Raw genomic sequence first — 24,840 nt, forward strand, 5'->3', positions numbered from 1 at the left:
GCTTTGGGGGCCAGCTCTGCTCGGCTGTGAATAACTTTGGAGACGGTATCAGGGTTAAGAGCGACTGTGCATCGGCCGCATCGGGAAGCAATCCCAACTGCTTCAGTTCGTCGTCAAACCGGCTTTCCGACAGGAGCACCCCGTTGCGGTTGAACGCATAAGTTTCCCCGCTGGCGCCGGACCGCGCCGTGGCCAGGATGCGCGTGAAGTCCTGTTCCGGCAGGATGCGCAGAGCCAGCACCGCGATGACCTGTTGATCCGCCGAGCGGATGGGGGCAGCGGCGAACATCATGGCTTGGCGCGAGCGCATTGTTCCCGTCGCGTCTGGCAGCAACCCGGGCGCGGAGAACGGGGGTGTCACGATCGCATTGCCAGCAAAGCAGTTGGCAAGCTGCTCCGCGTATTCAGGCGGAGACCTTGCCCCGACGAAGTCATCCCGCCCAGCCGCCAACACGACCAGATTGGCATCCAAAACGGCGTAACCGCTGAAGCCGCGCCCCTCCTCCGCGGGTTTGAGATTCTCCCGCAATGTGGCGAATTCCGGGGCGCCAACCAGCACAGCTTGTGAGGCGCCTTGTTGGCTGGCGCGCCGCAACAAGGCTGCGGTGAGCGTCCGCACGTGTTCGTCCCCGGCCAGCAGTTCGGCCTGGGACTTCATGGCGGCGGCCCAGGCCCGAAGCGCTTCCGCGTTGGCGTCCCGGACGACTTTGAGGTTGTCCGCGATTTCAGTTCGCATCGCGCCTTCCATCCGCGCCCGCAACCATACGCCCACAAAGGCAAGCATCGCCGCCGCCAGTAGCGGCCAAACCCACAATTGCCGGCGGAGAAAGCTTTGCTCGCGAACTCCCGTCACGGTGGCGGTCGGCCTGGGTAAATTTCTATGTCCAGGTTCAGCCATACGCGCGAGTCATGGTGGTCATTATGTTGTGATCAATGCGGCTGCTGGATGCGCACGGTCATTTGCTCGGCAATCTTTGCTGCGGTTTGCTTCACGTTCTTATCAAGGTCATTTCCCGCCATGACGAAACGAATAGCGGCGCCATAAGGACTGAAGACCAGCGTAGGAGCGGCGCCCGGCATCTGGCCGCTGTTCGCGTCCGTGGTGACCTCGTACAGCGGCTTGGGCGGGCCTTGTGAGAGGTTATCAATGGTGGTGACCACTTGGAGGTCAGTCGCCCCCTGGCCGAAACCGATCATGGCACGGCGCAGGCGATTGCCTTCCTGGACCTCCGTAAAGAGGCCGCGCACACACCACCCTTCACCCGGAACCGGACGGCCAGCCGGCAGCCGCAGGGCGTTATACCCGGCCTTCGACAATTCCTTGACGAGTGAATTGGCCATCAGGTCCACGATCTGCTGGGCGCGCGCGGCCGGGTCACTGGAGGCACCGGAGAGCCGCTGCCCGATCCGACCGACGGGACCAGGGCGGCCAGAGAGCATGCCATCCTCGTGCTTGACGACCCCGATTTCGAAGTCGGTGACGTAAACGACCACGGGCTTTGCGGCGGGCGGCGGGGCAAACTCCCGTTCAGACGTGACGTGGGCGCTCTTGCAGCCGAGTGCGCATAGACCAACCAGTGTCAGGATACAAGTCAGGGATAGAATGCCCCTCATAGGTTCAGGCAACAGGTTCAGGCCCCTTTTCCGGCAGGTGGGCTTGGGCAGGTTGAACTCCCTTTCGTTCAGCGAGGCGCTGCAGCACCACGAAGAACGAAGGCACCAACGGCACGGCCGGGGAGCTTGAGGCCATCATGCTGGTGGATACGGCAGTGACGGTGCCAAGCAACGCCAGGATGATCGCTGCTGGCGTGATCCAGCCCTCGCATTGGCCCGTGAGGACGAAATAGACCAGAATATTCCCCAGAGCGAAGGTGAAGTAGTTTGAACTGCCCAAGAGCTTCTCCTGGCAGGGCATCGCCGCCCATTCAAACTCCATCCCCGGGCTGGTTGCGAGCAGGGCGGTTGCTTTCATGTGGTTCCCTTTGTTCTTCTGGTTTGATCTGCGTTGCCCACTCTTCCGAACTGGTAAGCCGCCTATTCCCCCGGATCGTAGCCCCGGTTGTCGCCGTGTCCAGTTTGATTTATGGTTCTTCGCGGATTTCCTGGCAACCCCGATAGCGAATCATCGTCCCGCACTCCCTTTCTTGCCTTCAGCACTCCCGCCGGACGGGCGACGGTGCCATAAAGGCGGTCGCACCCGGTCGTTGGCTCGCGGTTGGCTGGACGATGGCTCGTTAGTGCGGTCGGGCTACGGTGTGTATCCCATGGGGAGCGCTCCCCATGGGATACACACCGTAGCACCACCGTGCCGCCACCGTATCTCCAAGCCAGGGGTGCCAGTGTCAGAAAGGACTGGAAGAGGCAGGCAGGCAGCTTGACTGTCCCAAATATGGACAGTGTGCGGATGAAAATCACCGTTGGCACCTCCCAGGAATCCCTGATGAACCCGACTTGTGGATGAATCCCGGCCCGGCGCATTCCCTGCTCCCTCAGTTTCTCCTTCCGGCAGAAATCACCGGTCCCATTCGCATTACCCGAACGCCCCCGTAAAATAGCGGAGAGTTCAGCCGGTGGTGAGCGAGTCGCAAGCCGGAGGTATGCCGAAGGACTGGCATCGTTCAGGACGCTACTTCAGGGTTCGAAGCGCTGGCCCCGATAAGTAAAACCTGGGTGTTTTGTTGGTGCAGCTACCTGTCGAGAATAGGAGGCGGAGCGGGGAGGTTATGATAAGCTTCAATGACCGCCGGCAGGTCCCAGCGACGGGCCTCATCGGACCGATGAACCACAGTCACGCCCTTGGGAGCCTTGAGCAGCGGACGTGATTTGGGCAGGTGGAGGACAATGTGTTGCGCGGGCTGGCGCCGGGGCGGGACCAGCTTGACCGAAACACCCGCACCTGAGCCGCGAATCCGCAGGCTCATCGGCCCAAAGTGGGTGGGGGCGTTTTCGACGCGGATTTCCCGGCCGGGTTCGAGCCACCAGTCGGGCGCGCCTAAGAGCAGGTGCAGTTCATCACCGCGTTCGTGAAGGAGGGCGTGGCGCAGGAGAAAGGCGAAGTTGGCCGCGCCGGTGGCGTGGGGGATGGTGTCGCTCCAGGCGAACCGTCGTCCGAAGAAGATGCCTTCAGGAAAGGCATGGGTCGCCGTTGAATGCAGCAGGTACCAGTAGAACTCCTCGACAAAGGTGTCGTGCTCGCCCCGAATCAGCGAGGCCATCGTGGTATAGGAGGACATGTACGGGTGGATGGCGGGTTCTTTGGAGCCGGTCCAGCGGATTGTGCCTTCGCAGAAGCCGCCACCGTGCCGCAGCCGTACTTCATCGAGGAGAGCGCCCACCCTGGCGTCGTCCGGCGCAAAGAGCTCGGTTGGCCAGAGGGTCTCGGTGTTCCCCCAGTGCGTGCCCGCCTTTTCCCAACTGGGCGGGAACCACCCGACGCCGGCTTTTTCCCAGGCAGCATCAATGGCGCGGCGATAGTCGTCAGCCTCTTGTTGGTAATGTTGCGCGTCGGCCTGTTCCCCCAGCGCGCGCGCGGCGGCCACGACACAGAGAACACCGCGCAAGTTCCAGAAGTCATAGCCGACGATGTGATGTTTGCCGTCCCAAAGATACTCGCCGTCGGCAAGCGCGTTAGGCAGCACGCCGGAAAAGGGTGAGTCGGCCGGAGCCTCGCGGCGGGCACGCAATGCCCAGTCGGCGGCACGGCGCATCTGCGGGTAGGCCTTCGCGAGCCAACCGCGGTCCGCAGTGATCTGGTAGAACTGCCAGAGGGTCCACAGCGCCTGGCCATTGGCGTCGAGTTGGGCTTTCTGCGTTTCAAACCGGCCATCGGGGCGTTGAGCGCGCAAATAAGCAGCGGCGGTCTTGCGGGCAGCGTCGAAGAGTCCGGCCTCTTCGAGTTCAAGCATCTGGTAAGCGCCATCGCGAAGGTAGAACTCATCATAGAAGCCCTCCCCGCCATGGAGCACGCCCAGATCGCTGGCAAGCAGTTGGCAGACATGCGCCGCGCGGAGGGCTTGGGTGGACTTCTCACATGGCACTTCGATCCGCGTGGCTTTGGCCATCAGGTATCGCCAGTAATGCACCGTGCGGTCCAACCAAAGCTTGGGTTTCTCGTGGTCGAATGCCGCAGCCCCGGAGACCGCCCTAAAAGGAACGCGACAACAGGTCTCCGCGCTGCGGCCCGGCGCCAGTGACGCCCGCCAGTCGGCCGGTGCGGGAGCGTTGGTGGCGACCAACTCGAACCGCACGCGCGCCTCGATCAAGGTTTGGCCCAGGTTGGTTGCCTTGACGCGGACCCAGTTCAGGAAATTCTCGCCTTCGGTGGGCCAATCGTAGGCGGCGCGCCAGTCCTTCACGCTCGGGAGCGGCGTCGCCCAAAGAGTAAACTCATAGCGCACGGTGTCTTCTTCGGCAGCCAGCAGCACGATCGGGAGCCAGCCATCGAGCAGCGTCTTGGTTTGCGCGCGGCTGAGGGGCCTCAGGCTCCTTCCGCACAAGAGGCGCAGCCTGTCCTTGTCCGCGAGCAGCAACTCATTCTGGGGCGTGACGCGCGTGCCGTCCTTGTAGTCCTTAAGCCCAATGACGCTCCACGAGTTCTGGAAGTAGTCGAACGGTTCCTCCTCCGCCAGGGCAGCCATGTCCGCGCCGGCGAGTTGCGCGACAATCAGGAAAAGCCAGTGAAAACGGAAAGCAGGTTGTGCGAGTTTCATAATCAGATCCGGCCGCTACGCCGCAGTTCCCGCGCGAACCGGCGCTCCAAGTACCGGTGCGCGGTTGACTCAGCGGCGGCATTTTGCAACGCTCCTGCCGCCTTGCACAACAACGAAAACTCCTAGTCGTGGAAATCAAAAAAGCCATCATCACCGCCGCTGGCCAGGCTCAGCGGACACTTCCCCTGCAAACGCTCGTAGGCCGCGACGGCGTCACCAAAACCGCGCTACGGATCCTGATTGAGGAGATCCTCGCCGCGGGCATCGAGGAGATCTGCGTCGTCACCTGCCCGGGAGACCAGGCACCCTACGCCGCCGCGGCGGGCGGCCAGGGGGGGCGGCTGCGCTTTGTCGAACAGAGCGCGGCCAAAGGCTACGGCCATGCGGTGTTCTGCGCGCACGAGTTTGCCGGCAGCGCACCCTGCCTGCTCCTGGTGGGCGATCACCTCTATGTCACCGGCGGCAAGAAACGCGCCGCGCAGCAACTCGTGGAGATTGCGGCCACCGAGAACTGCTCCGTGTCCGCCGTGCAGGCGACCCACGAAAGCAAGCTGCCGTACTACGGGACAGTGGGCGGGCGGCTGGTCGCGGGGCGCAAGGGGCTGTACGAGGTGTCGGAGGTGATCGAGAAGCCCACGCCCACCGAAGCCGAGCAGCGGCTGATCGTCGCCGGCCTGCGCGCCGGCCACTACCTGTGCTTTTTCGGCATGCATGTCCTGACACCGACAGTGATGGACCTGCTCGCGGAGGAAGTGGCACGGGCAGGCGGGCGCGGCGTGCAACTCACCACCGCCCTGGCCAAGCTCGCCAGGCGGGAACGCTATCTGGCCTGTGAACTGGAGGGGCATCGCTACGATATCGGCGTCAAGTATGGCCTCCTCACAGCCCAGTTGGCGCTGGCGCTGGACGGGCAGGACCGCAATGAGGTGTTGAGCAGCCTGGTGGAATTGCTGGCGCGACGGGGAATGAACTAACATGCCGGACCTGATTCAAATCATCACGGCCAGTGAGCCGGCGCTCCGCAATCAACCGCTCGACGCGGCCTGCGCCGGGCTGGCCACGGACGACCTGCTGAAGGAGTGCGCCAGGCTGGACGATTTTCGTCGGTCCAGCGAAAACCTCTACGAGCGCGTTCGCGCCCTGTTCTTCCTCTACGCCATCCACCGTTTCCACTTGCCCCAGAAACTCGAAGCCGCCGCACGTTGTGCGCGCCAAAGCTCACGCTCCCTCATTCCTTTCAAAGGCTACGAACACCTGTTGCAGCGCCGGTTTGAGGAGGCAATTGATCACCTCCTGTCCGTGCAGCAGGCCGAAGGGCCAAGCGACGCCATCTCGAGCGCGCTGGCCGCGGCCTACCACCGGCTGGGTTTTCAAACGCTAGCCGACCAGGTCCGCCGCAGCGTGCGTTCGGTGCGCGGCAACCAGTGGATGTTCCGCATGGGGCACCCAGCCGACCATCCGCTGCGCTTGCGGCCGGAACTGCTCCGGCCCAATCCGGCCGACGGCACTTATCCCATCCTGCGCGAATGCACCCCCGTGCGCATGGACCTGACTCACTGCGGCTGGAGCGATATCTTCTTCCTGGGGATGGATTTCCCCGAGGGCGCCAAGGTGTTGAACGTCTCGATTGACCTGGGGATACACGGACGCGATGCCGCCCCGCGCCCGCCAGTCGAGGCTTACTTGCGCGTCATCGAGGAGCCGTTGCTCCGCCTGGTGAGCGTTGACCTTGGCGCGACGGCGGACATCACGAACCTGGCTGAGGTGTTCGATTTTGCGAAGGACTATCTCGGCCTGCTCAAAGGGGCGGTGATCGCGGCAGGCATCGTGCCACCCGGCATCGAGGGCTCTGGCCAGAGCCTGGCCGAATTGCTGGCGCGGGTCGTCGGCCAGGGCCGCGGCCTGGAAATCGTCAGCAACGTGAATAATATTCCCAAGGGCTCGCGCCTGGCAGTCTCGACGACGCTGTTGGCCGCGCTGGTCAGCGTGTGCATGAGAGCCACGGGCCAGGCGGCCTCGCTTACCGGCCAGCTGCAGGAGCACGAACGCCGCCTGGTGCTGGCGCGGGCGTTGCTCGGCGAATGGCTCAGCGGCTCCGGCGGCGGCTGGCAGGATTCGGGCGGCGTTTGGCCGGGGATGAAGCTGATTGAAGGCGTGCTGGCTGGCGAAGGCGATCCGGAGTTCGGCGTCAGCCGTGGCCGGCTCATGCCGCAACACCGTATCCTCGACCAGGAGGATGCTTCAGCCGAAACACGGCGCAGGCTGCAGGAGAGCCTCGTCCTGGTCCACGGCGGCATGGCACAGAATGTCGGGCCAATCCTGGAAATGGTCACCGAGAAGTACCTGCTGCGCTGTGAAGCGGAATGGAAGGCGCGCCAGAGCATGTTGGGCATACTTAACGAGATCCTCGCCGCCCTTCGCAGCGGTGATGTGCCCCGCATCGGGGCCGCGACCACCCGGAATTTCCGCCAGCCCATCCAGGCCATTATCCCATGGGCGACGAACTACTTTACCGAGACGCTGATTGCGCGGGTAGTGGCGGAATTTGGCGAGGGCTTCTGGGGCTTCTGGATGCTGGGCGGCATGTCTGGCGGCGGGATGGGCTTCATCTTCTCGCCCGAGCGGAAAGCGCGCGCCCAGGAGCGCTTGCAGGAGATTATGTCCGCCACCAAACGCGAGCTCCAGCATGCCCTGCCGTTCGCCATGGAACCTGTGGTCTATGACTTTGCCATTAACGAGCGCGGCACGTTCGCCGACCTGCTCGAAGGCGAAGCCGCGCTGATGCCGCCGGCGTATTACACCCTCCTCGCCCCCGCGCTGCTGCGCCAGGATCGCCACTCGCTTTCGGTGGCCCGGCGCGCCGAATTGGATAAGTTTGGCGCGGCCTGCCGAAACCGGCCCGAGTTGCGCGGGGTAGTGCAGGCACTCTTCGATGTCATGCTGCCGCGCGGCAAGGCGGAAACGGCAGCCGACCAGTCTCTTGCCATGTTGCTGGACCAGCACGGCTTTGACCGCGTTCAGCATGAGCAAATCCGCGCCGATCTCAAAGAAGGCCGCATTGGCCTCGCCCAGAACCGCCTGCCCACCAGCGCGGTCATTGAGGACGTGCAGGAAAACGATGTCGCCGACCTTTCGAATCTCGATGCAGGGACCGCGGACCTGGCATCGGTTGGACGCGCTGCGTTAAGGAATGGCGAATTGGCGGTGGTGACGCTTGCCGCCGGCGCTGGCAGCCGCTGGACCCAGGGCGCCGGGGTGGTAAAGGCCCTGCACCCGTTCTGCAAGTTGGCGGGGCGCCATCGCACATTCATCGAAACGCACCTGGCCAAAAGCCGGCACATATCGCGCCAGGTCGGCATGGCTATCCCGCATGTCTTCACCACGAGTTACCTGACTCATGCGCCAACGGAGGAGTTCCTCGCCCGGCAGGATCGTTATGGTTACGAGGGACCATTGTTTCTGTCGCCCGGCAAATCCGTGGGGCTGCGAATGGTCCCTACCGTCCGGGATCTGCGGTTTGTCTGGGAGGAAATGCCGCAACAGATCCTGGATGAGCAGCAGCAGAAAGTGCGGGAGAGCCTGCGACACGCCCTCATCAACTGGGCCAGTGCCGCGGGTGAAGCCAGCGACTATACGGACAACCTGCCCCTGCAATGCCTGCACCCGGTCGGGCACTGGTACGAAGTGCCAAACCTCATGCGCAACGGAGTTCTGACCCGTTTGCTGGCGGAGCGCCCGTCACTGAAGTATTTGCTCCTGCATAACATAGACACGCTCGGAGCGGATGCAGATCCCGCCCTCCTGGGCTGGCACATCCGCAGCGGGGCCTGCCTCACCTTCGAGGTGATAACCCGCCGCCTCGAAGACCGTGGCGGCGGATTAGCGCGCGTGAACGGCCAGGTGCGCCTCGTCGAGGGGCTTGCCATGCCGCGCGAAGAGGCCGAGTTCGCCCTTAGCTACTACAACTCGAATACGTGCTGGATTCACCTCGACAAGCTGCTCGCCGCCTTTGCTCTCGCCCGGGCTGACCTGGCCGACGCGGATAAGGTCACCAGCGCCATCCGCACCCTCGGGGCAAAGATGCCGACTTACATCACGCTTAAGGACGTGAAGAAGCGCTGGGGGCATGGACAGGAAGATGTCTTTCCCGTGACCCAGTTCGAGAAACTGTGGGTGGACATGACCTCCCTGCCGGAAGTGGAGTCGCGCTTTGCGGTTGTCCCCCGCCTGCGGGGCCAGCAACTCAAAGACCAGGCCCAACTCGATGGGTGGCTGCGCGACGGCTCGGCGGCCTATGTCGAAAGCCTGTGCGAGTATCAGGATTGAGGCTGCCCCGGGCGGGCTATTTAACCGCGCCCTTCGCGTCCGCAAGCCGCCATTCCGAGTCCTGCCGCAGGTAAACCGTCTGCGTCGGAAAGGCAAAGTTGATTCCCTCCGCATCGAAGCGCCGTTTCAGTTCCAGGTTCAACTGCTGGAAGCCCTCTGCGTATTCTCTGGCGTCAGTCGAGTTCCACCAATGCACAACGAGGATGTTCAGGGAAGAACTCTCGAACTTGTTAAAGCTAACCATCAAGTCAGCGGTCTTCGGGTGCGGCCGGTAAATCTCGTTGATAATTCGCATCGCCAGCTCCACCCGCTCGGCCGGAGTGTCGCAAGTTACGCCAATATTCATCACGGTCTTGATATTAGGCCGCTTGCTGACGTTCACGATCGTGGCGTTCGCCATGGTCTTGTTCGGGATCGTCACCAGATACCCGTCCAGGTTCCGCACCCGGGTGCTGCGCAGGCCGATAACTTCGACCGTGCCATCCACGGCATCAAGTTGAATACGGTCCCCGACCCGGAAGGGCTTGTCCGCGAAGATCATCACCGCGCCGAACAAATTGGACAGCGTGTCCTGCGCGGCCAGGCCGACCGCCAGCCCCCCGATCGACAATGAAGCCAACAGGCCGGTAATATTCATGCCCAGGTTTTGGGACGTCACCAGCACCGCCACCACCAGGACAAATATCTTCAGGCTCTTCCGAATGATGGGAAACAGTTGGTGGTCCACCATTCCTTCGTGGGTCGCCTCTGTGCGCTGCTGCCAAAAACCGACCAGGACATCAACAAACTTGACCGCGACATAAGTCAGCGAGCACGCCACAACGATCTTCAGACCGTTGGAGATAAACTGGGCGGCCCATTGCGGCCAGGCGAAAAGCCGCAACCCCACGTAGAGGAATATCACGAAGGCGATTACCTTTACCGGCCCACTGAGCAATTCCAGGATAAGATCGTCCAGCTTGGTCTCCGACTTGGCCGCCCATTTCTTCAACCGCCCCTGGATTAACCTGTCCAGGAGCTTCGACACATAGAACGCCAGCAGCACATATATCAGGAAAGCCAGGTACTGCCACAGAGGATTGCCCATCACCTTGAGCTTCAAGCCCGGCAAAAGGTCTAATCCGAAGGTGAGCCACACTTTAGGTCCTCCCGCTCCTGTTGCTGGAGCCGCGCCTTCCGCCTCCAGCGCGGCAGCGCATAGCGGCATCGCCGTCAGGGACACGACCACAGCCCCCAGCCACGCTGCCTTTCCGATCCAATACTTCAATAACTTCATTCCCCAATTGATAAGACCCGTTCGAACCAAAGCCAAGCGCGGAAACTCAGCCACGTCCGGATCGGAAGAGCCGAGTCTCAATGCGGCTCAGGTTTGCGGGCGCGCCGAGCGCGAACTACCGCCGGCCGGGCTTGAATTTTCCCGCCTTTTGTGTGTTCTTTGCGGGTGCTCAGGACGATTCGCAAGGCCGAGTATGCGGAGTTGGTGACGCTGTTCTTCCTCCAGGGAGCCTCGCTGGGCATGTGGGTGGTGCCGCTGAGCACGGTGCTCGATGCCCACGGGCTGCACGCCATCAAACCGTTTGCGTTCGCCACCACGGCCCTGGCCGCGTTCGTTTCGCCGCTGATCTTCGGCGCCATGGCGGATCGGCGGGCTTCGCCCGTGATTGTCCTCCGTGGTCTGGCACTGGCCACGGCGGCGGCGATGGCGCTGGCCTGCACAGCGATTAAGCTGGGCTGGAGTCCCTGGCTCGTGCTCTCGCTGATCCAACTCCACGCGCTTTGTTCGTCGCCGACGTTCAGCATTTCCTCGACGATCGTCTTTGCGCGCCTGGTGGACACGCAGAGGGAGTTTGGCCCTATCCGCGCCATGGCTACGCTGGGCTGGATGAGCGGCTGCTGGCTGGTCAGCGCCTTGGGCGCGGACACGTCTCCGCTGGCCGGTTATAGCGGCGCAGTGCTGTGGGTGCTGGTCGCCGGGTTCACCTTCTTCCTGCCCGCGTTGGCTGTACCCCCGGCAACCGCGCACCTGACGTGGTACGAGCGGCTGGGACTGGACGCGCTCACGCTCCTGAAGAATCGCGACCACCGCGTCGTCTTCATCACCTCGGCGCTGGTCTGCATTCCGCTGGCGGCCTTTTATCCGTATGCGCCGCCGCACTTGCGCCAACTCGGCCTGGTGCACACGACCGCGTGGATGACCCTTGGCCAGATTACCGAGGTCATCGCCATGTTCGGCCTCGGCGCGCTGCTGCTGCGGTGGCGGGTGAAATGGATCCTGGCTGCCGGCCTGGCGTTTGGCGTGTTGCGATTTGCCTTAAGCGCAATGGACGGTAAGACGTGGGTCCTTGCCGGCGTGGCGCTGCACGGGGCGTCCTACACGTTGGTCACAACCACGGCACAGATCTATCTCGACCAGCGTGTCCCCGCCACTTGGCGCGCGCGGGCGCAGGCGCTGCTATCGCTGATGAACAACGGCTTCGGCAACCTGCTGGGCTACCTGGGCACCGGTTGGTGGTTCAACGTCTGCACGCAATCGTCCACCACGCAATGGACGTTGTTTTGGGGCGGCCTCACCGCAGCCGTCGGGCTCGTGATGGTCTACTTCCTCACCGCCTACCACGGATTAGGCTCGGGCCTCCTGCGCGCCAGTCGGGACCGGCCGCCGGCCTGAGTATGCCCCCCCCGGACACGCCTTACTTCTGAATCTTCCGCAAATCGAAGCCCGGCGGCCGCTCGTACGCCGGCACGACAGCGGCGAAAGAATCCAAGCCGAGATAGTAGCCAGTAGATTGGTCTGACTTGCCTCTGCACTCCAGGCGCAAGACATGCGTGCCGGCGCCGAGCTTGTGCACACCCCAGTGGTCCGATTGCCGCCGGGTCTCCGCGCTGTAAAGGTCCACCACGGCTAGTTCTTTGCCGTCGAGGGTGACGCGGTAGATGCCGTAGTCATGGGAGTGGATGAACTTGCCCCACAGATGCGCCGTGAAGTCCTTGCTCAGTTCAAACGCACATTCCACCCAGCCCTTGTCATCCTTCGGGGTGAAGAACAGTTGCTTGCCCTCCTTTGAGATGCCCGGCAAATCCTGCACCTGGATCGGGTGATCTGAGTGCCTGGCGGTTGGCACCGCCTTCCAGCCCGTGAGCAACTGCATCGTTTGCTCGGCCAACCGCTCCGGCCCGGGCGGCAGCGCAGGCCAAGGCTTGTGCGGCTCGGTCTGGTACCAGAACGCCACTGAGGACATCAGGTCATCGCGCTCAATAAACCCGCTCCCTTTGCCATCTGGGAACTCCTGTGAGCCTTTGTGTTCGATCTCCACGCGCAGTGATTTTCTAAAGGGCACCGGGTCGGGAAGATGAAAGCGGTAAACCGAGCCGCGGTTGCCGGGTGCGTACCCCTCCCAAAGCGGCACGCCGTAGTAAGGTCCGTCATGCGGGCGGAAACCCCAGCCATCGCAGAAGTAGTCCTCCGTACCCGTCCCGCGCAGGCGCGGCTCGACCTCCCCATCAATGAAAAAGAAATCGTCGCCCTCGCCGTACCAGCCGGAAGACACGTTCTGAACGCTCTGCACGGTGCCCACGTAGTGGCCGCGGCCCTCGATGTCAGCCAGCAGGTAGTTGCGGCCCATCACGCAGGGGTGCTCCTGGCGGTACATGGCATGGAAGTAAACGGTGTTCTTCGGCAGCGACTTATACTGCTGCCAGTCGAGGTAGTAGTAGAAAGCGTCGCAGCGCTTATCGCTTTCGTTGGTAACGGTAATGCGCGCCGATTTGCGGAAGGGCATGGGCCAATAGCAGTTTCGCCCGCGGCCGTCCGAGGAGACCTTGATCGGCAGCGAAACGAAAGACTTGTCCAACCCGTGGCCGATGCCGAAGAAGTCCCCGATGGGACACTCGACGCTGGGGTTCTTCTCTCCATCCCAGTAGATGCGCAGCGTCAGCAGCCGCGAATAGAACGGCGCCTGGTGGGCGATGGTGTTCCAGAAGTGCGCGATCATGCCGGGGCCCCTGAGGTCCGCCAGCACGAGCGTGCCACCGGGCTCGATCGGGCGCGCGTCCGCGTTCCCGTTGCGCCAATCCTTGTCGCACGACGATGCGCGCATGGACTCGAAATTCTTGAGTTGCTCGAGCCCTGCCAGCGAATTGCCAGGTGATAGTTGAGCCGTTGCCTGTGCGCAGAAAGCCAGCGCGAGTCCCAAACCTAAAATGCGTGTGTTCATTGTAATGTCGTGGTTAGAGTCCGATTGCGTTCGGGCGCCCATATACCCGGTTCCGCAAACCAAAGCGAGCGGAATTATCTCGTCAATTTGCACGCGGTCGCTAGGCTGCATGGCAGCCTTATGAATACCGAGCAACTCTACCAACAGCGCCTTAACCGTTACATCACGGCCATGCGCAACGAGAAGCCGGACATGATCCCGCTTCGACCCTTTGTCGCCGAGTTCACCGCCAAGTACGCCGGCTACACCTGCCAGGAGGTCGCGCACGACTACAACAAGGCCTTCGAAGCGGCCATCAAGACTGCCAAGGATTTCGGCTGGGAAGCAATCGTGCCGAACATGGTCTATGTCTGGACGGGGCTGGCGCAGGCGGTGGGGCTGCGCTATTACGGCATCCCCGGCATCAACATTCCCCACACGACGGGTTTCAACTACATCGAACCGCCCGAAGACCAGGCTTGGATGCGCGCCGATGAATACGATGCGCTCATCGCCGATCCCACCGCCTTTCTATACAACGTCTGGCTCCCGCGCGTATCCACCGAGGTCAGCAAGATCGGCCAGCCCGCCACTTACCGGAATAACCTATCGTTTGTGAAGGGCGCGATGGCCATGCTTTCCTACTTTTACGCCTTCGGGCCCCAGGTCGCGCGGATGCGCTCCGAGTGCGGCACCGCCTCCGCCATCTCCGGTATCTTCAAGGCGCCGTTTGACATTCTCAGCGACAAGCTTCGGGGCTTCGTTGGCCTGACGATGGACATGGCCACCCAGCCGCAAAAAGTCCGCCAAGCCTGCGAAGCGCTCATGCCTCACCTCTGCCACGTGGGACTGACCACCGCCGACCCGGGAAAGCAAGTCCCCATCGGCTTCTGGATGCACCGCGGCTGCGTGCCGTTCATCAGCCCGAAGACCTTCGCCTCGCACAACTGGCCCACGCTCAGGCCGATCATCGAGGAGTTCTGGAAGAACGGCCACCAGACTCTCTTCTACGCCGAAGGCAAGTGGCATCATCACTTCGACGCCTTCCGCGAGCTGCCCGACCGCAGCATCGTGTTCCACTGCGACCAGGACGACATCTTCCACGCCCACCGCAAGCTGCACGACAAGTTCGCCCTTAGCGGCGGCATTCCCAATGTGCTGCTCAGCTATGGGAAGCCGGACGAAGTCCGCGCCTTCTGCCGACGCGTGATTGACGAAGTCGCCCGCGACGGCGGCTACATCATGGACGCCGGCGCCATCATGCAGGACGACACCAGCATCGAGAACCTGCGCGTCATGACCGACACCGCGCGCCAATACGGCGTCTATGCGGCCGGCAGTTACCAGACGCCGACTTCGATGCCCCCCTGCGACCTGCCTTCGACCGCCGGGGATCGCAAACAGATCAACGGCATGCTCGGCCAGCCCGCGCCGCGCGTGCGGCCCGGCGTCTGTTTCTCATGGGAAGACCGCGTCAAGGACCTGCCCGAGATCACCGGCAGCCCGGAGCTCATCCGCAAGATCTGGGAAGACATTGATGGCTTCGGCAACATGTACATCTGGCAACTTCTCCTGAGCTTCTGATCCGGCCAAAGGAAACTGATTCAGTACAACCACGCACTACACGAAACACCAAGCGGTATCCCCTCTTCGTGTGGTTCGTGGTCACCCCGCGCTGCGATGGCCGCATCGCGATGGTCTTCGCTGCCAGCCTTCGCGGTCAATCGCCTCAACTGCCTCCTCGGCACGGGTGCTCTCCCACTGGGAACCAGCGGAGACGCCTTTTGCTGTTGCTTGCCAAGCCGCCCGGGGGCACTTTGGCTGCAGCCGGAGCAGCGTTGCCGGAATAGTGTTCTTCAGCAGAGACCAACCGAGCACCAATCCGGATCAACGCGTAACGCTTCCAGGACGTTTAACGAACCAACTGCTTATGAGGAAGAACGCCACCATGTCAGCGGGAGACCGGGCGAAGCGCCCACCGAGACTATCGCGCACGCCGACGCCCAAGGTGCACCCCGTCGTGATATACCCATTCCAGCAGCCGGATGAATACTCCAACCTGCAGGCCCTGTATCGGCTCGTCCGGCGTTTGAGCACAGACAAGGACCGCTACGCCCGCCCGATCACGGTGCTGGATCGCAAGACGCACTATGCCCTTCAGGGACAGAAGGCGTATCGGGATTTTCGGCGGAACACCCTGACGCGGTGCTCGGACGTTCTGGACGTCTGGGCGGTGGATACCTGCCAGATGTGGTACTGCGGATTGGGGGCGGCGTTTGAAAGGGGCCGGGAACATGATGTGTATTGGCTCATCCCCGGGGACTTCAATTACGGCACCAAGACCGGGCAGCATGTCCTGAGTCGGCTGCACGATCTTCCGGAAATCATCCTCGAACTGGACCAGGACTTGTGCATTGGCGAAATCGCCACCGACCACAACGATTCCAAGCAGCTCATTGACACTTACGGCACGTTTGCCTTGCTCTACAATTGGTTCCCGGTCGAAGCGCAGGAAATCCGCGGGTACACCGAGCGGCCCCGCTCCGAGTTTCTCGCCATCCGCCACGGTTTTTTGGAGGAGGCGTTGCGCCACCGGTGGTATCCCTACGAACAAACCGTGGTGATGCTCCTGGAAGCGGTCTTCGACAAAAGGGGCATCAGCCGTTTCTCGGTCGGGAACATCTCGGACTTGCCCGAAGGGCGGGAATCGCTGGCCTCGGCGATGCAGCAGGTCGAGCGGACTGAGCGGGTGCTGAAGGCGGTTTGGCGTGAGCACCACCAGACCAATCCAGACTGGATCGAGCAGTACCGGCGTCTGGCAGCCACCTCGAACCAGATCCGCCACACCGCGCTCACCATTCTGCAAAACCTGCTGGGCTGAGGTATGCGTGCATTTGCTTATCACAAGCCGCTCCGGGCAATTAACTTCATCTGCCATGCGCCGCAAGCCAAGGCCGTTACCCTGGTCGGCGATTTCAACCAATGGGACCCCGCCTCGCTGCCGATGAAACAGATGCCCGACCGTTCGTGGCTGCTCACGGTCGAATTGAAGCATGGGCACCATCGCTACGCCTTCCTGGTGGATGGGGTCCTGACCCTTGACCCCCACGCCCAAGGCGTCACCCGCAACGACAAAGGGGAACGCGTTTGCCTCGTGCCGGTGAGTTGAAGCCAGCCGGCCCTTCTCTCGGCAGGGGGGAGCGTGTATCACGTCACTCGACTCGCTAATTGCGGGCACCCCCGCCTGGCGGGCGACGCCGACGGTAGGTTGGTCGAACGCTGGCACTGGCCTGCGGCTGGCTGGGGGATGGCTTGTTAGTGCGGTCAGGCCCCGGTGTGTATCCCATGGGGAGCGCTCCCCATGGGATACACACCGGGGCACCATCATCCCGTCACCGTAACGTCAAGCCAACGGTGCTGGGGTCAGCGGGAACTGGAAAGGACTGGCAGGCAGCAACATTGTCCAAAATATCGACAGTGCAGGGGTTGGAGTTTCGGAAGGCCTATCCAGTTCCAGGAGGGGAGCAATGCGGACCTTGTATTAACTGCGCCACGGTCATCAGGGATATCCGGGTGAAACCCACCGCTGGAACATCCCGGAAATCCCAGATGAACCAAAATTAACGCTTGCCTGTCCGTAACCCGCTGCCTATATTGCGCGCTCTTTTGAAAGAAAGCTAAAGACTTATGCGACGTCCAAAAGGTGTCAAAACCAAGAAGTCCGTGGCCAAGCGGTTCAAGATCACGGCCGGCGGGAAAGTGGTGCGCCACAGTGCCGGCCGGCGGCACTTGTGCCAGTCCAAGGGCCCCAAGCGCCGCCGTGGCCTCCGCGGGCCCGCCGCGGTTCACCCGACCGATGAGTATCGCATAAAGCAGAACCTGATGTTCAGCCACTGAACCGCCATCCCCGCTCCACCATCAATTACTTACTAGACCATGCGCGTTACCAACGCCCCAGCTTCCCGCAAACGCCGCACCCGGATGATCCGCGCCGCCAAAGGCTTCCGGATGCGCCGCTCCCGGCTTTATCGCTACGCCTCTGATGCCGTTGACCATGGCCGCGTTTACGCCTACCGTGACCGGAAAACCAAGAAGCGCAATTTCCGCGCGCTGTGGCAAATCCGCATCAATTCTGCCGCCCGCGCCGCCGGCACGACCTATAGCCGCTTCATGGAAGGCTTGAAGGCCGCCAAGGTCGCCCTCGACCGCAAGATTCTCGCAGACCTCGCGGCGACGGACGCCGCGGCGTTTAGCGAGCTAGTCAAAGTCGCCCAAGACGCCCTGAAGACTAAGGCCGCCAAGGCTTGATATTTCGGACGGCCGATTTCCAATCGCCAATGGGCGAACGGGCGACCTGAACTGGTTCGCCCGTTTGCATTTCGGCCACCGGGTGGTGGAAGATGATTTATGGCTGGATTCCTGGACCAAATCGAACCTCTGAAACAGGCGACGCTCGCCGAGCTGCGCAGCGCGCCTAACCTGGCGGCGTTGGAGCTGGCGCGCGTCAACTGCCTTGGCTCGAACGGCAAGTTCACCGCCCTGATGAAACAACTGGGCGGCCTGCCCAAAGAGGAGAAGCCTGCCGCCGGCAAAGCCATCAATAGCGCCAAAGTCGAGGTCGAGGCCGCGCTGGCCCAGCGCCGCGGCGAACTGGAACTCAAGGCGGCGCTGCCTCAGGAGCCGACTGATTTCACCTTGCCAGGCCGCCGCCGCGTGCTCGGAAAGCTCCACCCGCTGACGCAAGTTACCGAGGACATTGTGCGCAGCTTCCGCAAGATCGGGTTCGTCGTGGCCGACGGTCCCGAGGTGGAGGACGATTACCACTGCTTCGACGCCTTGAACACGCCGGCAGATCACCCGGCGCGGGATACACAAGACACCTTCTATCTGAAGCCGGAGCCGGGCGGAACGCCTCCCCTGCTCCTCCGCACCCACACTTCTTCGGTCCAAATCCGGGTTATGGAGAAGCAGCAGCCGCCGGTGCGCATCATCGTGCCGGGGCGCTGCTATCGCCGGGACAACGCCGACGCCACGCACAACCCCACGTTTCACCAGGTGGAGGGGCTTTACGTGGACCGCAACGTAACCGTGGGCGACCTTAAGGGCACGGTCGAGTTTGTGTTCAAGGAATTGATGGGCGAGGAGACGCGCATTCGCTTTCGGCCTCACTACTTCAGCTACACCGAGCCGAGCTTCGAGATTGATTTCAGCAGCCAGGTGACGCGCCGGATGGGCAAGGAATGGCTGGAGATCGCCGGCTGCGGCATGGTGCATCCGCAGGTCCTGGAGAACGTCGGCTACGACTCGGAAGCCTGGACCGGCTGGGCCTTCGGCTTCGGCATCGAGCGCATCGCCATGATCCGCTACGGCATCAACGACATCCGCCTCTTTTACGAGAATGACCTGCGATTTCTCCGGCAGTTCTGACCGCCATGAAAGTTACCTTTAACTGGCTCAAACAATACGTGGAGTTCGACTGGTCGCCAGCCGAACTGGCCGAGCGGCTCACCATGCTTGGCCTGGAAGTCGAAACCGTCCAGAAGCTCGGGGGCGAGTTCGAAGGCATTGTTGTCGCGCAGGTCATCACCAGGGACAAGCACCCCAACGCGGACAAGCTCAGCCTCTGCCGCGTCAACGATGGCCAGGGCGAGCGCCAGATCGTCTGCGGCGCACAGAACTTCAAGGCCGGCGACAAGGTGCCGCTCATCCTGCCCGGCGCCAGCCTGCCGGCCAAGCCGGGCGAGGCGCCCTTCACCATCAAGGTTGGCAAGATTCGCGGCGTCGAATCGCACGGCATGATGTGCTCGCCGCAGGAACTCGGGATGGGAGACGAAGTGCAGGGACTGCTTATCCTGCGTGAGGATGCCAGGGTCGGCCAGCCGTTCGCGGAATACCTTGGCCGGACCGGCAGTGACGTCGTTTATGACTTGGAAATCACGCCCAACCGTCCTGACCTCAACAGCGTAATTGGCATTGCCCGCGAGATAAGCGCTGCGACTGGGAATCCGCTCAGACTGCCCCTGGTGCAGTTCAACGAAGCCGGCCGTCAGGTCGAGGAGTTGGCGCAGGTACGGATTGAGGATCCCGAATTGTGCCCCCGTTATACCGCCCGCGTGATTACTGGCGTCAAGATCGCCGGCAGCCCGGATTGGCTGAAAAGCACCTTGGAGAAAGTCGGCGTCCGCAGCATCAACAATGTGGTGGACGTCACCAACTACGTGATGCTCGAAACAGGCCAGCCGCTGCATGCATTTGACTACCATTTACTGGCCACTGCGAGCGGAGCGGCCTGCCCCACCATCGTGGTCCGCCGCGCCGGCGAGAGCGAGAAGTTCATGACCTTGGACGGCCAGGAGCGCACTTTGACCAGCCAGATGCTCCTGATTGCCGATGAAACCAAGGCCGTCGCGCTGGCGGGCGTCATGGGGGGCCAGAACAGCGAGATCAATCTCAACACGGTGGATGTGCTCCTTGAGAGCGCTTGCTTCAAGCCCCAGAACATCCGGGCCACGTCCAAGAAGCTCGACCTGCGCACCGAATCCTCGTATCGCTACGAGCGCGGGGCCGACGTCGGCATTTGTGATTGGGCCAGCCAGCGCGCGGCGCAGTTGATCCTGGAAACCGCGGGCGGCACGCTGGCGCAGGGCGTCGTGGATGCCTACCCCAAGCCCTTTACCCCCAGGCTAATCAATCTGCGTCACCCCCAGACGGACGCCGTGCTTGGCGTCGTGGTCCCCGTGGAGCGGCAGATTGACTGTTTGCAGCGGCTCGGCTTGGAGGTTGAGACCGCTCCGGGCATCGCTCCGACCACGGGGGTGCGCACGCCCCATGCGACGGCCTTCCGCGTACCCTCATTCCGGGTGGACTTGAAGCGCGAGATTGACCTCATCGAGGAAGTCGCCCGTCTCTACGGCACGGACAAGATCCCCGCCACGCCACCGCGTGGGGCCGTCGGCGCCAACGCCTACGACGCCGTCCACGATCAACTGGCTGAAGCGCGGCGAATCCTGACGGGCCTGGGCTTGTTCGAAACACAAGGACAGACCCTGATTTCCGAGACTGCCGGCAAGCTGGTGGCGGGCGAAGCCCTGGTCGCCCTATCCAATCCCTTGAGCAGCGACATGAACGTGCTGCGCCCGAGCCTGCTGCCATGCCTCCTCGATGCGCTGCGGCATAACGTCAACCGCAAGACCTATGATGCCGCCTTGTTCGAAGTCGGCCGCGTTTTCACCCAAACCGCCGGCCAGCGCCGCGAAGAACGCCGCGTGGCCATCGCCTTGACCGGCCAGCGCAACTCGCTCTTTTGGAGCGGTGGGGAGCGCGAGGCAAAGCTCGATCTCTACGACCTGAAGGGCATGATCGAGGAGTTCCTGGAGCAGTTTGGCCTGCGGGGGATGAACTACGTCCGCCGGGCGGATAGCACGGCGCTCTTCCTGGAGTCCGCCACCGTTCACCTCGGCCGATTTCAGCTCGGCGAGTTCGGCCAATTGCTGCCCCCGCTGGCCAGGCAGTACGATTTGCGCGACGCCGTCCTGCTCGCCGAACTGAATCTCGACCTGCTCCTGGCCCGTCGTAACAACGCCAAGACCTTTCGCTCTCTACCGGCCTTCCCAGCCATCCGCCGCGACGTGGCCATGGTCCTGCCCGAGGCGACTACCTACGACACCATCCTCCAAGTCGTCAAGCAGGCCAAGCCGGCCAATCTGGAGGCAGCCGAACTGTTCGACGTGTTCCGCGGCAAGAACGTTCCCGCGGGGCAAAAGAGCATGGCCTACGCCTTCACCTATCGGCACACGGAGCGAACGCTCACCGACGCCGAAGTCAACGCGGTCCATGAGAAGCTGGTGGCCCAGTTGAAACAGAAGCTGCTGGCCGTCGTGCGGGAGTAGATGCGAAGGCAGCGGCCCCTGTAATAATTCGAACAACCTCAACGCCACGGCTGCTTCAGGGGCGGGCGATAGATTGCGCGGTGCAACTGCAAGCCAGCACCACGGCCAATCCGGTGAATCGCTTCCAGACGAATCTCATCATAGGCCAATGCTATTTGCCTTATCGCATCCTGTCGGTCGGAGCCACAGAACTCCTGCCGTTACCAGGCTTCGGGCTTGACGAAGGGCCTCACTTCGGCTGCTTTATGGCGCAACCACTGACATCATGATGAACATCTTCCTGGTTGCAATTCTGTCTGCGTTGGTCCTGCCCCTGACCGCTCAAACCGCCAAGCCCGTTGTCATCGCGCATCGTGGCGCCAGCGGCTACCTGCCTGAGCACACCCTCGAAGCCAAGGTGCTGGCCCACGCAATGGGCGCGGACTTCATCGAGCAGGATGTCGTGCTTACGAAAGATGACGTGCCCATCGTGATGCATGATATCCAGTTGGACAACATCAGCGACGTGGCCCAGCGGTTTCCCGAGCGCAAGCGGCAAAACGGGCGCTACTACGCCCTGGATTTCACCATCGCGGAACTCAAGCAACTCCGCGCCAATGAGCGACTTAATCCCAAGACTGGCAAGGCCTACTATCCGAATCGCTTTCCCATGAACCGCTCGTCATTTCAGATTTCGACGCTGGAGGAGGAACTGCAGCTGATCCAGGGGCTCAACATGACCTGCGGCCGCGTGGCGGGTATTTATCCCGAGATCAAGCAAGCCGCCTGGCATCGCAAAGAAGGTCACGACATTAGCCGCATCGTGCTCCCGATCCTGCGGCGGTACGGGTACGCGACCAAACAAGATCCATGCTGGATTCAGTGCTTCGAGGCCGACGAGGTCAAACGGATTCGGACCGAGTTGGCCTGGGAAGGGCACCTTCTCCTGCTGCTGCAAGCGAACAGGAAGAATCCGGACGGCAGCAATCGGGAAGCCTGGTTCACGCCCGCGGGCATGGCAGAGCTGGCGCGGTTCGCAGACGGCATTGGCCCGGAGCTCAGCGCGATCGTGTCAGGCAAGTCAAAGGCCGACTGCCAGGTCTCCGACTTCGTCAAGAACGCCCACGCGGCAAAGCTAACCGTCCACCCCTATACTCTGCGCGCTGATGATCTGCCGAAATTCGCCGACTCAATGGACGACGCGCTTGAAATCCTCTTCGTCCAGGCCAAGTTAGATGGCCTTTTCACCGATTTCCCCGATCTGACCGTGCAATGGCTGCGCCGACGAGGAATGCACTGAAGCCCGCGAGACCTATCGAATCCTAGGCAAGAGCACGGTGAACCACGACGATTACGTCAGCGGACGCCAGTTCCGGGACGCGGTCGCGTATTCTTTCTATCCGATTGATCTCCACGACGAGCACGGCGTTCGTCCCAAGCCGCTGGCTGACGGCGTGGTCCCCACCCTCCCGATGGGAGCATTGATTCCGAGGGGCAGCCGCAACCTGGTCGTGGCGGGACGTTGCGTGAGCAGTGACCGCCTGGTCAATTCGGCGCTCCGCTTGCCGGGCTCGTGCATGGCGATGGGTCAGGCCGCAGGCGCTGCCGCCGCCCTCGTCGAACACGGGGCAATCGTCCCTGCGATTTAAGGCGGTTGCCGCAGCGTCACCCGAACACGGGCACGCTAAATCAGCTTCTTGAGCCTTGGGTCCGCGGCCAGCCGCTTGACCAACTCCTTGACCTTTTGCGACTGGCTCTTGTGCGCCAGAAGGGTGGCGTCATCGGTCTGCACCAGGATGGAATCCCGCAGCCCCACGACGGCAATTGGCGTACGCCGCTCCTTGCTTCGCGCGTCGAAGATGATGTTCCGCGCGCCGTCAACGTGAAGGAAATCAGCCACGGCACAGTTGCCCTCCGGGTCAGCCTTGAGGTGCCGGCCCAGCGCGGTCCAGGAGCCAAGGTCGTCCCACTCAAAGGCGCCGTCGGCTACAATGACATTCTGCGCATGCTCCATCAGGGCGTAGTCAATGGAGATGCGTTTCAGCTCCGGATATTCCTTCGCGAGGACCTTGTTCAGCCTGGCGGGGTTGGCTCCCACTTTGAACCAGCGTTGGCAGGCCTGATACATATCCGGCTGGTGCTTTTGCAGGCCCTCGGTGATGGTGACGAATGACCAGATGAACATGCCCGCGTTCCAGCGGTATTGGCCGCTGTTGAGGTATTCGAGCGCCCGGTCGAAATGAGGTTTCTCCACAAACTGCTCGGCGCGGTGGAACGGCGTCCTGTAGGACTTCACCCCCTGCGGCGGCGGCAGAGTCTCACCAACGCGGATGTACCCGTAGCCCGTGGCCGGTTCGGTGGGCTTGATGCCGATGGTGATGATGGCCTGCCCACGGCTCGCAAGGTCAAAGGCGTCCCCCAGAACCTGTTGGAACTTCTTTTCCTCAGGAATGACGTGGTCGGCCGGAAGCACCGCCATAACGCCAGTGGTCGAGCGCGCTCCAACCAGCGCGGCCCCTAGTGTCACCGCCGCGCAGGTATCGCGGCCAATTGGCTCGGCGATGACATTCTCCTTAGGCAACTTCGGCAATTGTTTGCGCACCTCGGGTGCCTGGACCTCGTTGGTGATGATTAGGATGTTTTTGATGGGCACCAGTGGCAGCACGCGATCAACGGCCTGCTGGAGGAATGACCGGCCGCCCAGTAGCGTGAGGAGTTGCTTGGGCCGCTTCTCGCGGCTGACCGGCCAGAAGCGCTCGCCGCGCCCGCCCGCCATGATGATTACGAAACGTTCGTTGGTTTTTGGTTTGGCTTTCATGCTTATTTCACTGGTTTCTGCAGGCGCGCCATGCCTCAATGCGGCGTCCCTACTGTTTGAGGTTCATGGTTTCTTCACTGCCTGAAGGAGGCGTCTGGTGAAAGCGATGACCCGCTCGACTAACTCCGGCGCTGCACCGCACTGGGCAACCTGGTCAACGATGGCGCTGCCCACAACCACCGCCTGGGCGCTCTGTGCCACGCTACTCGCCTGCTCCGGCGTCGAGATGCCGAAGCCGACGGCAACAGGCAAGTCAGTGTGCGCTCGGATCTTCGCGGTCATCTGCGTAATCGTATTGGAGACCTTCTCTTGCATGCCAGTAACGCCCTCGCGCGAAACGTAGTATATGAAACCCGTGCCGCGCTTGACGATCAACTCCATCCGATCGTCCGGCGTTGTCGGCGCCACCAGATAGATGTTGCACAGCCCCGCCTGGCGCATGAACGCTTCGTAGTCGTCGCTCTCCTCCGGCGGCAAATCCAGCACCAGCAATCCGTCCACCCCCGCCCGCGCTGCATTCGCAATGAACCGCTCGACCCCGCAGCGATGGACAAGGTTGAAGTAGATGTAGAGGACAATGGGAATCTGCGACTCCCGCCGGATGGCCGCCACCGTTTCGAGCACCTTGAGCGGGGTGGTGCCGGACTCCAAGCCGCGCTGGGCCGCAAGCTGGTTGACCAAACCGTCCGCGAGCGGGTCGCTGAATGGCACCCCTAACTCCAGCACATCCACCCCCAAGCCATCGAAGGCCAGCGCCAGCCGCCGCGTGGCTTCGAGGTTCGGGTCGCCCGCGCCGATATAAACGATGAAGCCCTTCTGACCTTCCTGCCGCAGGCGGGCGAACCGTTCAACGATACGATTCATTCACCCTCAGAATGCCTGAAGCGCCTTTGTAATTCAACGGTTTTGGCCGCTGCCTTCATGAG

The 24,840-nt window shown here is 62.3% G+C and carries 19 protein-coding genes and 1 pseudogene; 12 read left to right on the top strand and 8 right to left on the bottom strand.

Going from position 1 to position 24,840, the window contains the following annotated elements; all coding sequences use genetic code 11:
• The 4 genes from P5205_13035 to P5205_13050 all read right to left on the bottom strand — a co-directional run.
• On the bottom strand, window positions 1-898 hold an 898-nt coding region (locus P5205_13035; protein HSA11286.1), incomplete at its 3' end, for a cache domain-containing protein.
• A 32-nt stretch (window positions 899-930) separates the two neighbouring features.
• Complete coding sequence (locus P5205_13040) at window positions 931-1,614, bottom strand: DUF4410 domain-containing protein (GenBank protein HSA11287.1); 684 nt, start codon at window positions 1,612-1,614, stop codon at window positions 931-933.
• A 4-nt stretch (window positions 1,615-1,618) separates the two neighbouring features.
• A complete protein-coding gene (locus P5205_13045; protein ID HSA11288.1) occupies window positions 1,619-1,972 on the bottom strand; it encodes a hypothetical protein in 354 nt (117 codons plus the stop codon).
• A gap of 715 nt (window positions 1,973-2,687) precedes the next feature.
• On the bottom strand, window positions 2,688-4,709 hold the full coding sequence (locus P5205_13050; GenBank protein HSA11289.1) for a hypothetical protein: 2,022 nt from the start codon (window positions 4,707-4,709) through the stop codon (window positions 2,688-2,690).
• A 128-nt stretch (window positions 4,710-4,837) separates the two neighbouring features.
• On the opposite strand from P5205_13050, the gene P5205_13055 reads away from it, so the two are divergent.
• Both P5205_13055 and P5205_13060 read left to right on the top strand, forming a co-directional pair.
• Complete coding sequence (locus P5205_13055) at window positions 4,838-5,683, top strand: sugar phosphate nucleotidyltransferase (protein ID HSA11290.1); 846 nt, start codon at window positions 4,838-4,840, stop codon at window positions 5,681-5,683.
• Window position 5,684: 1 nt separating this feature from the next.
• On the top strand, window positions 5,685-9,035 hold the full coding sequence (locus P5205_13060) for a UTP--glucose-1-phosphate uridylyltransferase (protein HSA11291.1): 3,351 nt from the start codon (window positions 5,685-5,687) through the stop codon (window positions 9,033-9,035).
• Between the two features lie 16 nt (window positions 9,036-9,051).
• Here P5205_13060 and P5205_13065 read toward each other — a convergent pair whose 3' ends face one another.
• Entirely contained in the window at window positions 9,052-10,311 is a 1,260-nt protein-coding gene (locus P5205_13065) for a mechanosensitive ion channel family protein (protein ID HSA11292.1), read from the bottom strand.
• 150 nt (window positions 10,312-10,461) lie between these two features.
• Between P5205_13065 and P5205_13070 the strand changes: the two genes are divergently transcribed.
• Window positions 10,462-11,703, top strand: coding sequence for an MFS transporter (locus P5205_13070; GenBank protein ID HSA11293.1), 1,242 nt, complete (start codon window positions 10,462-10,464; stop codon window positions 11,701-11,703).
• A gap of 22 nt (window positions 11,704-11,725) precedes the next feature.
• Here the strand turns inward: P5205_13070 and P5205_13075 are convergent, their stop codons facing one another.
• The gene (locus P5205_13075; GenBank protein ID HSA11294.1) at window positions 11,726-13,249 is read right to left on the bottom strand and encodes a DUF2961 domain-containing protein; all 1,524 of its coding nucleotides are present in this window, start codon (window positions 13,247-13,249) and stop codon (window positions 11,726-11,728) included.
• 120 nt (window positions 13,250-13,369) lie between these two features.
• On the opposite strand from P5205_13075, the gene P5205_13080 reads away from it, so the two are divergent.
• The 9 genes and pseudogenes from P5205_13080 to P5205_13120 all read left to right on the top strand — a co-directional run bounded on the left by P5205_13080 (window position 13,370) and on the right by P5205_13120 (window position 22,745).
• Window positions 13,370-14,812, top strand: coding sequence for a uroporphyrinogen decarboxylase family protein (locus P5205_13080; GenBank protein HSA11295.1), 1,443 nt, complete (start codon window positions 13,370-13,372; stop codon window positions 14,810-14,812).
• Window positions 14,813-15,158: 346 nt separating this feature from the next.
• Window positions 15,159-16,109: a hypothetical protein gene (locus P5205_13085; protein HSA11296.1), complete on the top strand. Its 951-nt coding sequence runs from the start codon at window positions 15,159-15,161 to the stop codon at window positions 16,107-16,109.
• Window positions 16,110-16,112: 3 nt separating this feature from the next.
• A complete protein-coding gene (locus P5205_13090) occupies window positions 16,113-16,397 on the top strand; it encodes an isoamylase early set domain-containing protein (protein ID HSA11297.1) in 285 nt (94 codons plus the stop codon).
• Between the two features lie 518 nt (window positions 16,398-16,915).
• On the top strand, window positions 16,916-17,125 hold the full coding sequence (gene rpmI, locus P5205_13095; GenBank protein HSA11298.1) for a 50S ribosomal protein L35: 210 nt from the start codon (window positions 16,916-16,918) through the stop codon (window positions 17,123-17,125).
• A gap of 39 nt (window positions 17,126-17,164) precedes the next feature.
• Window positions 17,165-17,536 (top strand): 50S ribosomal protein L20, encoded by a 372-nt coding sequence (rplT, locus tag P5205_13100; GenBank protein ID HSA11299.1) that lies wholly within the window; start codon window positions 17,165-17,167, stop codon window positions 17,534-17,536.
• Between the two features lie 99 nt (window positions 17,537-17,635).
• Window positions 17,636-18,655, top strand: coding sequence for a phenylalanine--tRNA ligase subunit alpha (pheS, locus tag P5205_13105; protein ID HSA11300.1), 1,020 nt, complete (start codon window positions 17,636-17,638; stop codon window positions 18,653-18,655).
• Between the two features lie 5 nt (window positions 18,656-18,660).
• On the top strand, window positions 18,661-21,117 hold the full coding sequence (pheT, locus tag P5205_13110; protein HSA11301.1) for a phenylalanine--tRNA ligase subunit beta: 2,457 nt from the start codon (window positions 18,661-18,663) through the stop codon (window positions 21,115-21,117).
• Window positions 21,118-21,382: 265 nt separating this feature from the next.
• Complete coding sequence (gene glpQ, locus P5205_13115) at window positions 21,383-22,396, top strand: glycerophosphodiester phosphodiesterase (protein HSA11302.1); 1,014 nt, start codon at window positions 21,383-21,385, stop codon at window positions 22,394-22,396.
• A gap of 16 nt (window positions 22,397-22,412) precedes the next feature.
• Window positions 22,413-22,745: pseudogene (locus P5205_13120) on the top strand (FAD-dependent oxidoreductase).
• A 35-nt stretch (window positions 22,746-22,780) separates the two neighbouring features.
• Here P5205_13120 and P5205_13125 read toward each other — a convergent pair.
• Complete coding sequence (locus tag P5205_13125) at window positions 22,781-23,914, bottom strand: sugar phosphate nucleotidyltransferase (GenBank protein ID HSA11303.1); 1,134 nt, start codon at window positions 23,912-23,914, stop codon at window positions 22,781-22,783.
• A gap of 63 nt (window positions 23,915-23,977) precedes the next feature.
• Window positions 23,978-24,778, bottom strand: coding sequence for a tryptophan synthase subunit alpha (gene trpA, locus P5205_13130; protein HSA11304.1), 801 nt, complete (start codon window positions 24,776-24,778; stop codon window positions 23,978-23,980).
• Between the last annotated feature and the right edge of the window lie 62 nt (window positions 24,779-24,840).

It is taken from the genome of Candidatus Paceibacterota bacterium (genome assembly GCA_035452965.1).
Lineage (GTDB): Bacteria > Verrucomicrobiota > Verrucomicrobiia > Limisphaerales > UBA8199 > UBA8199.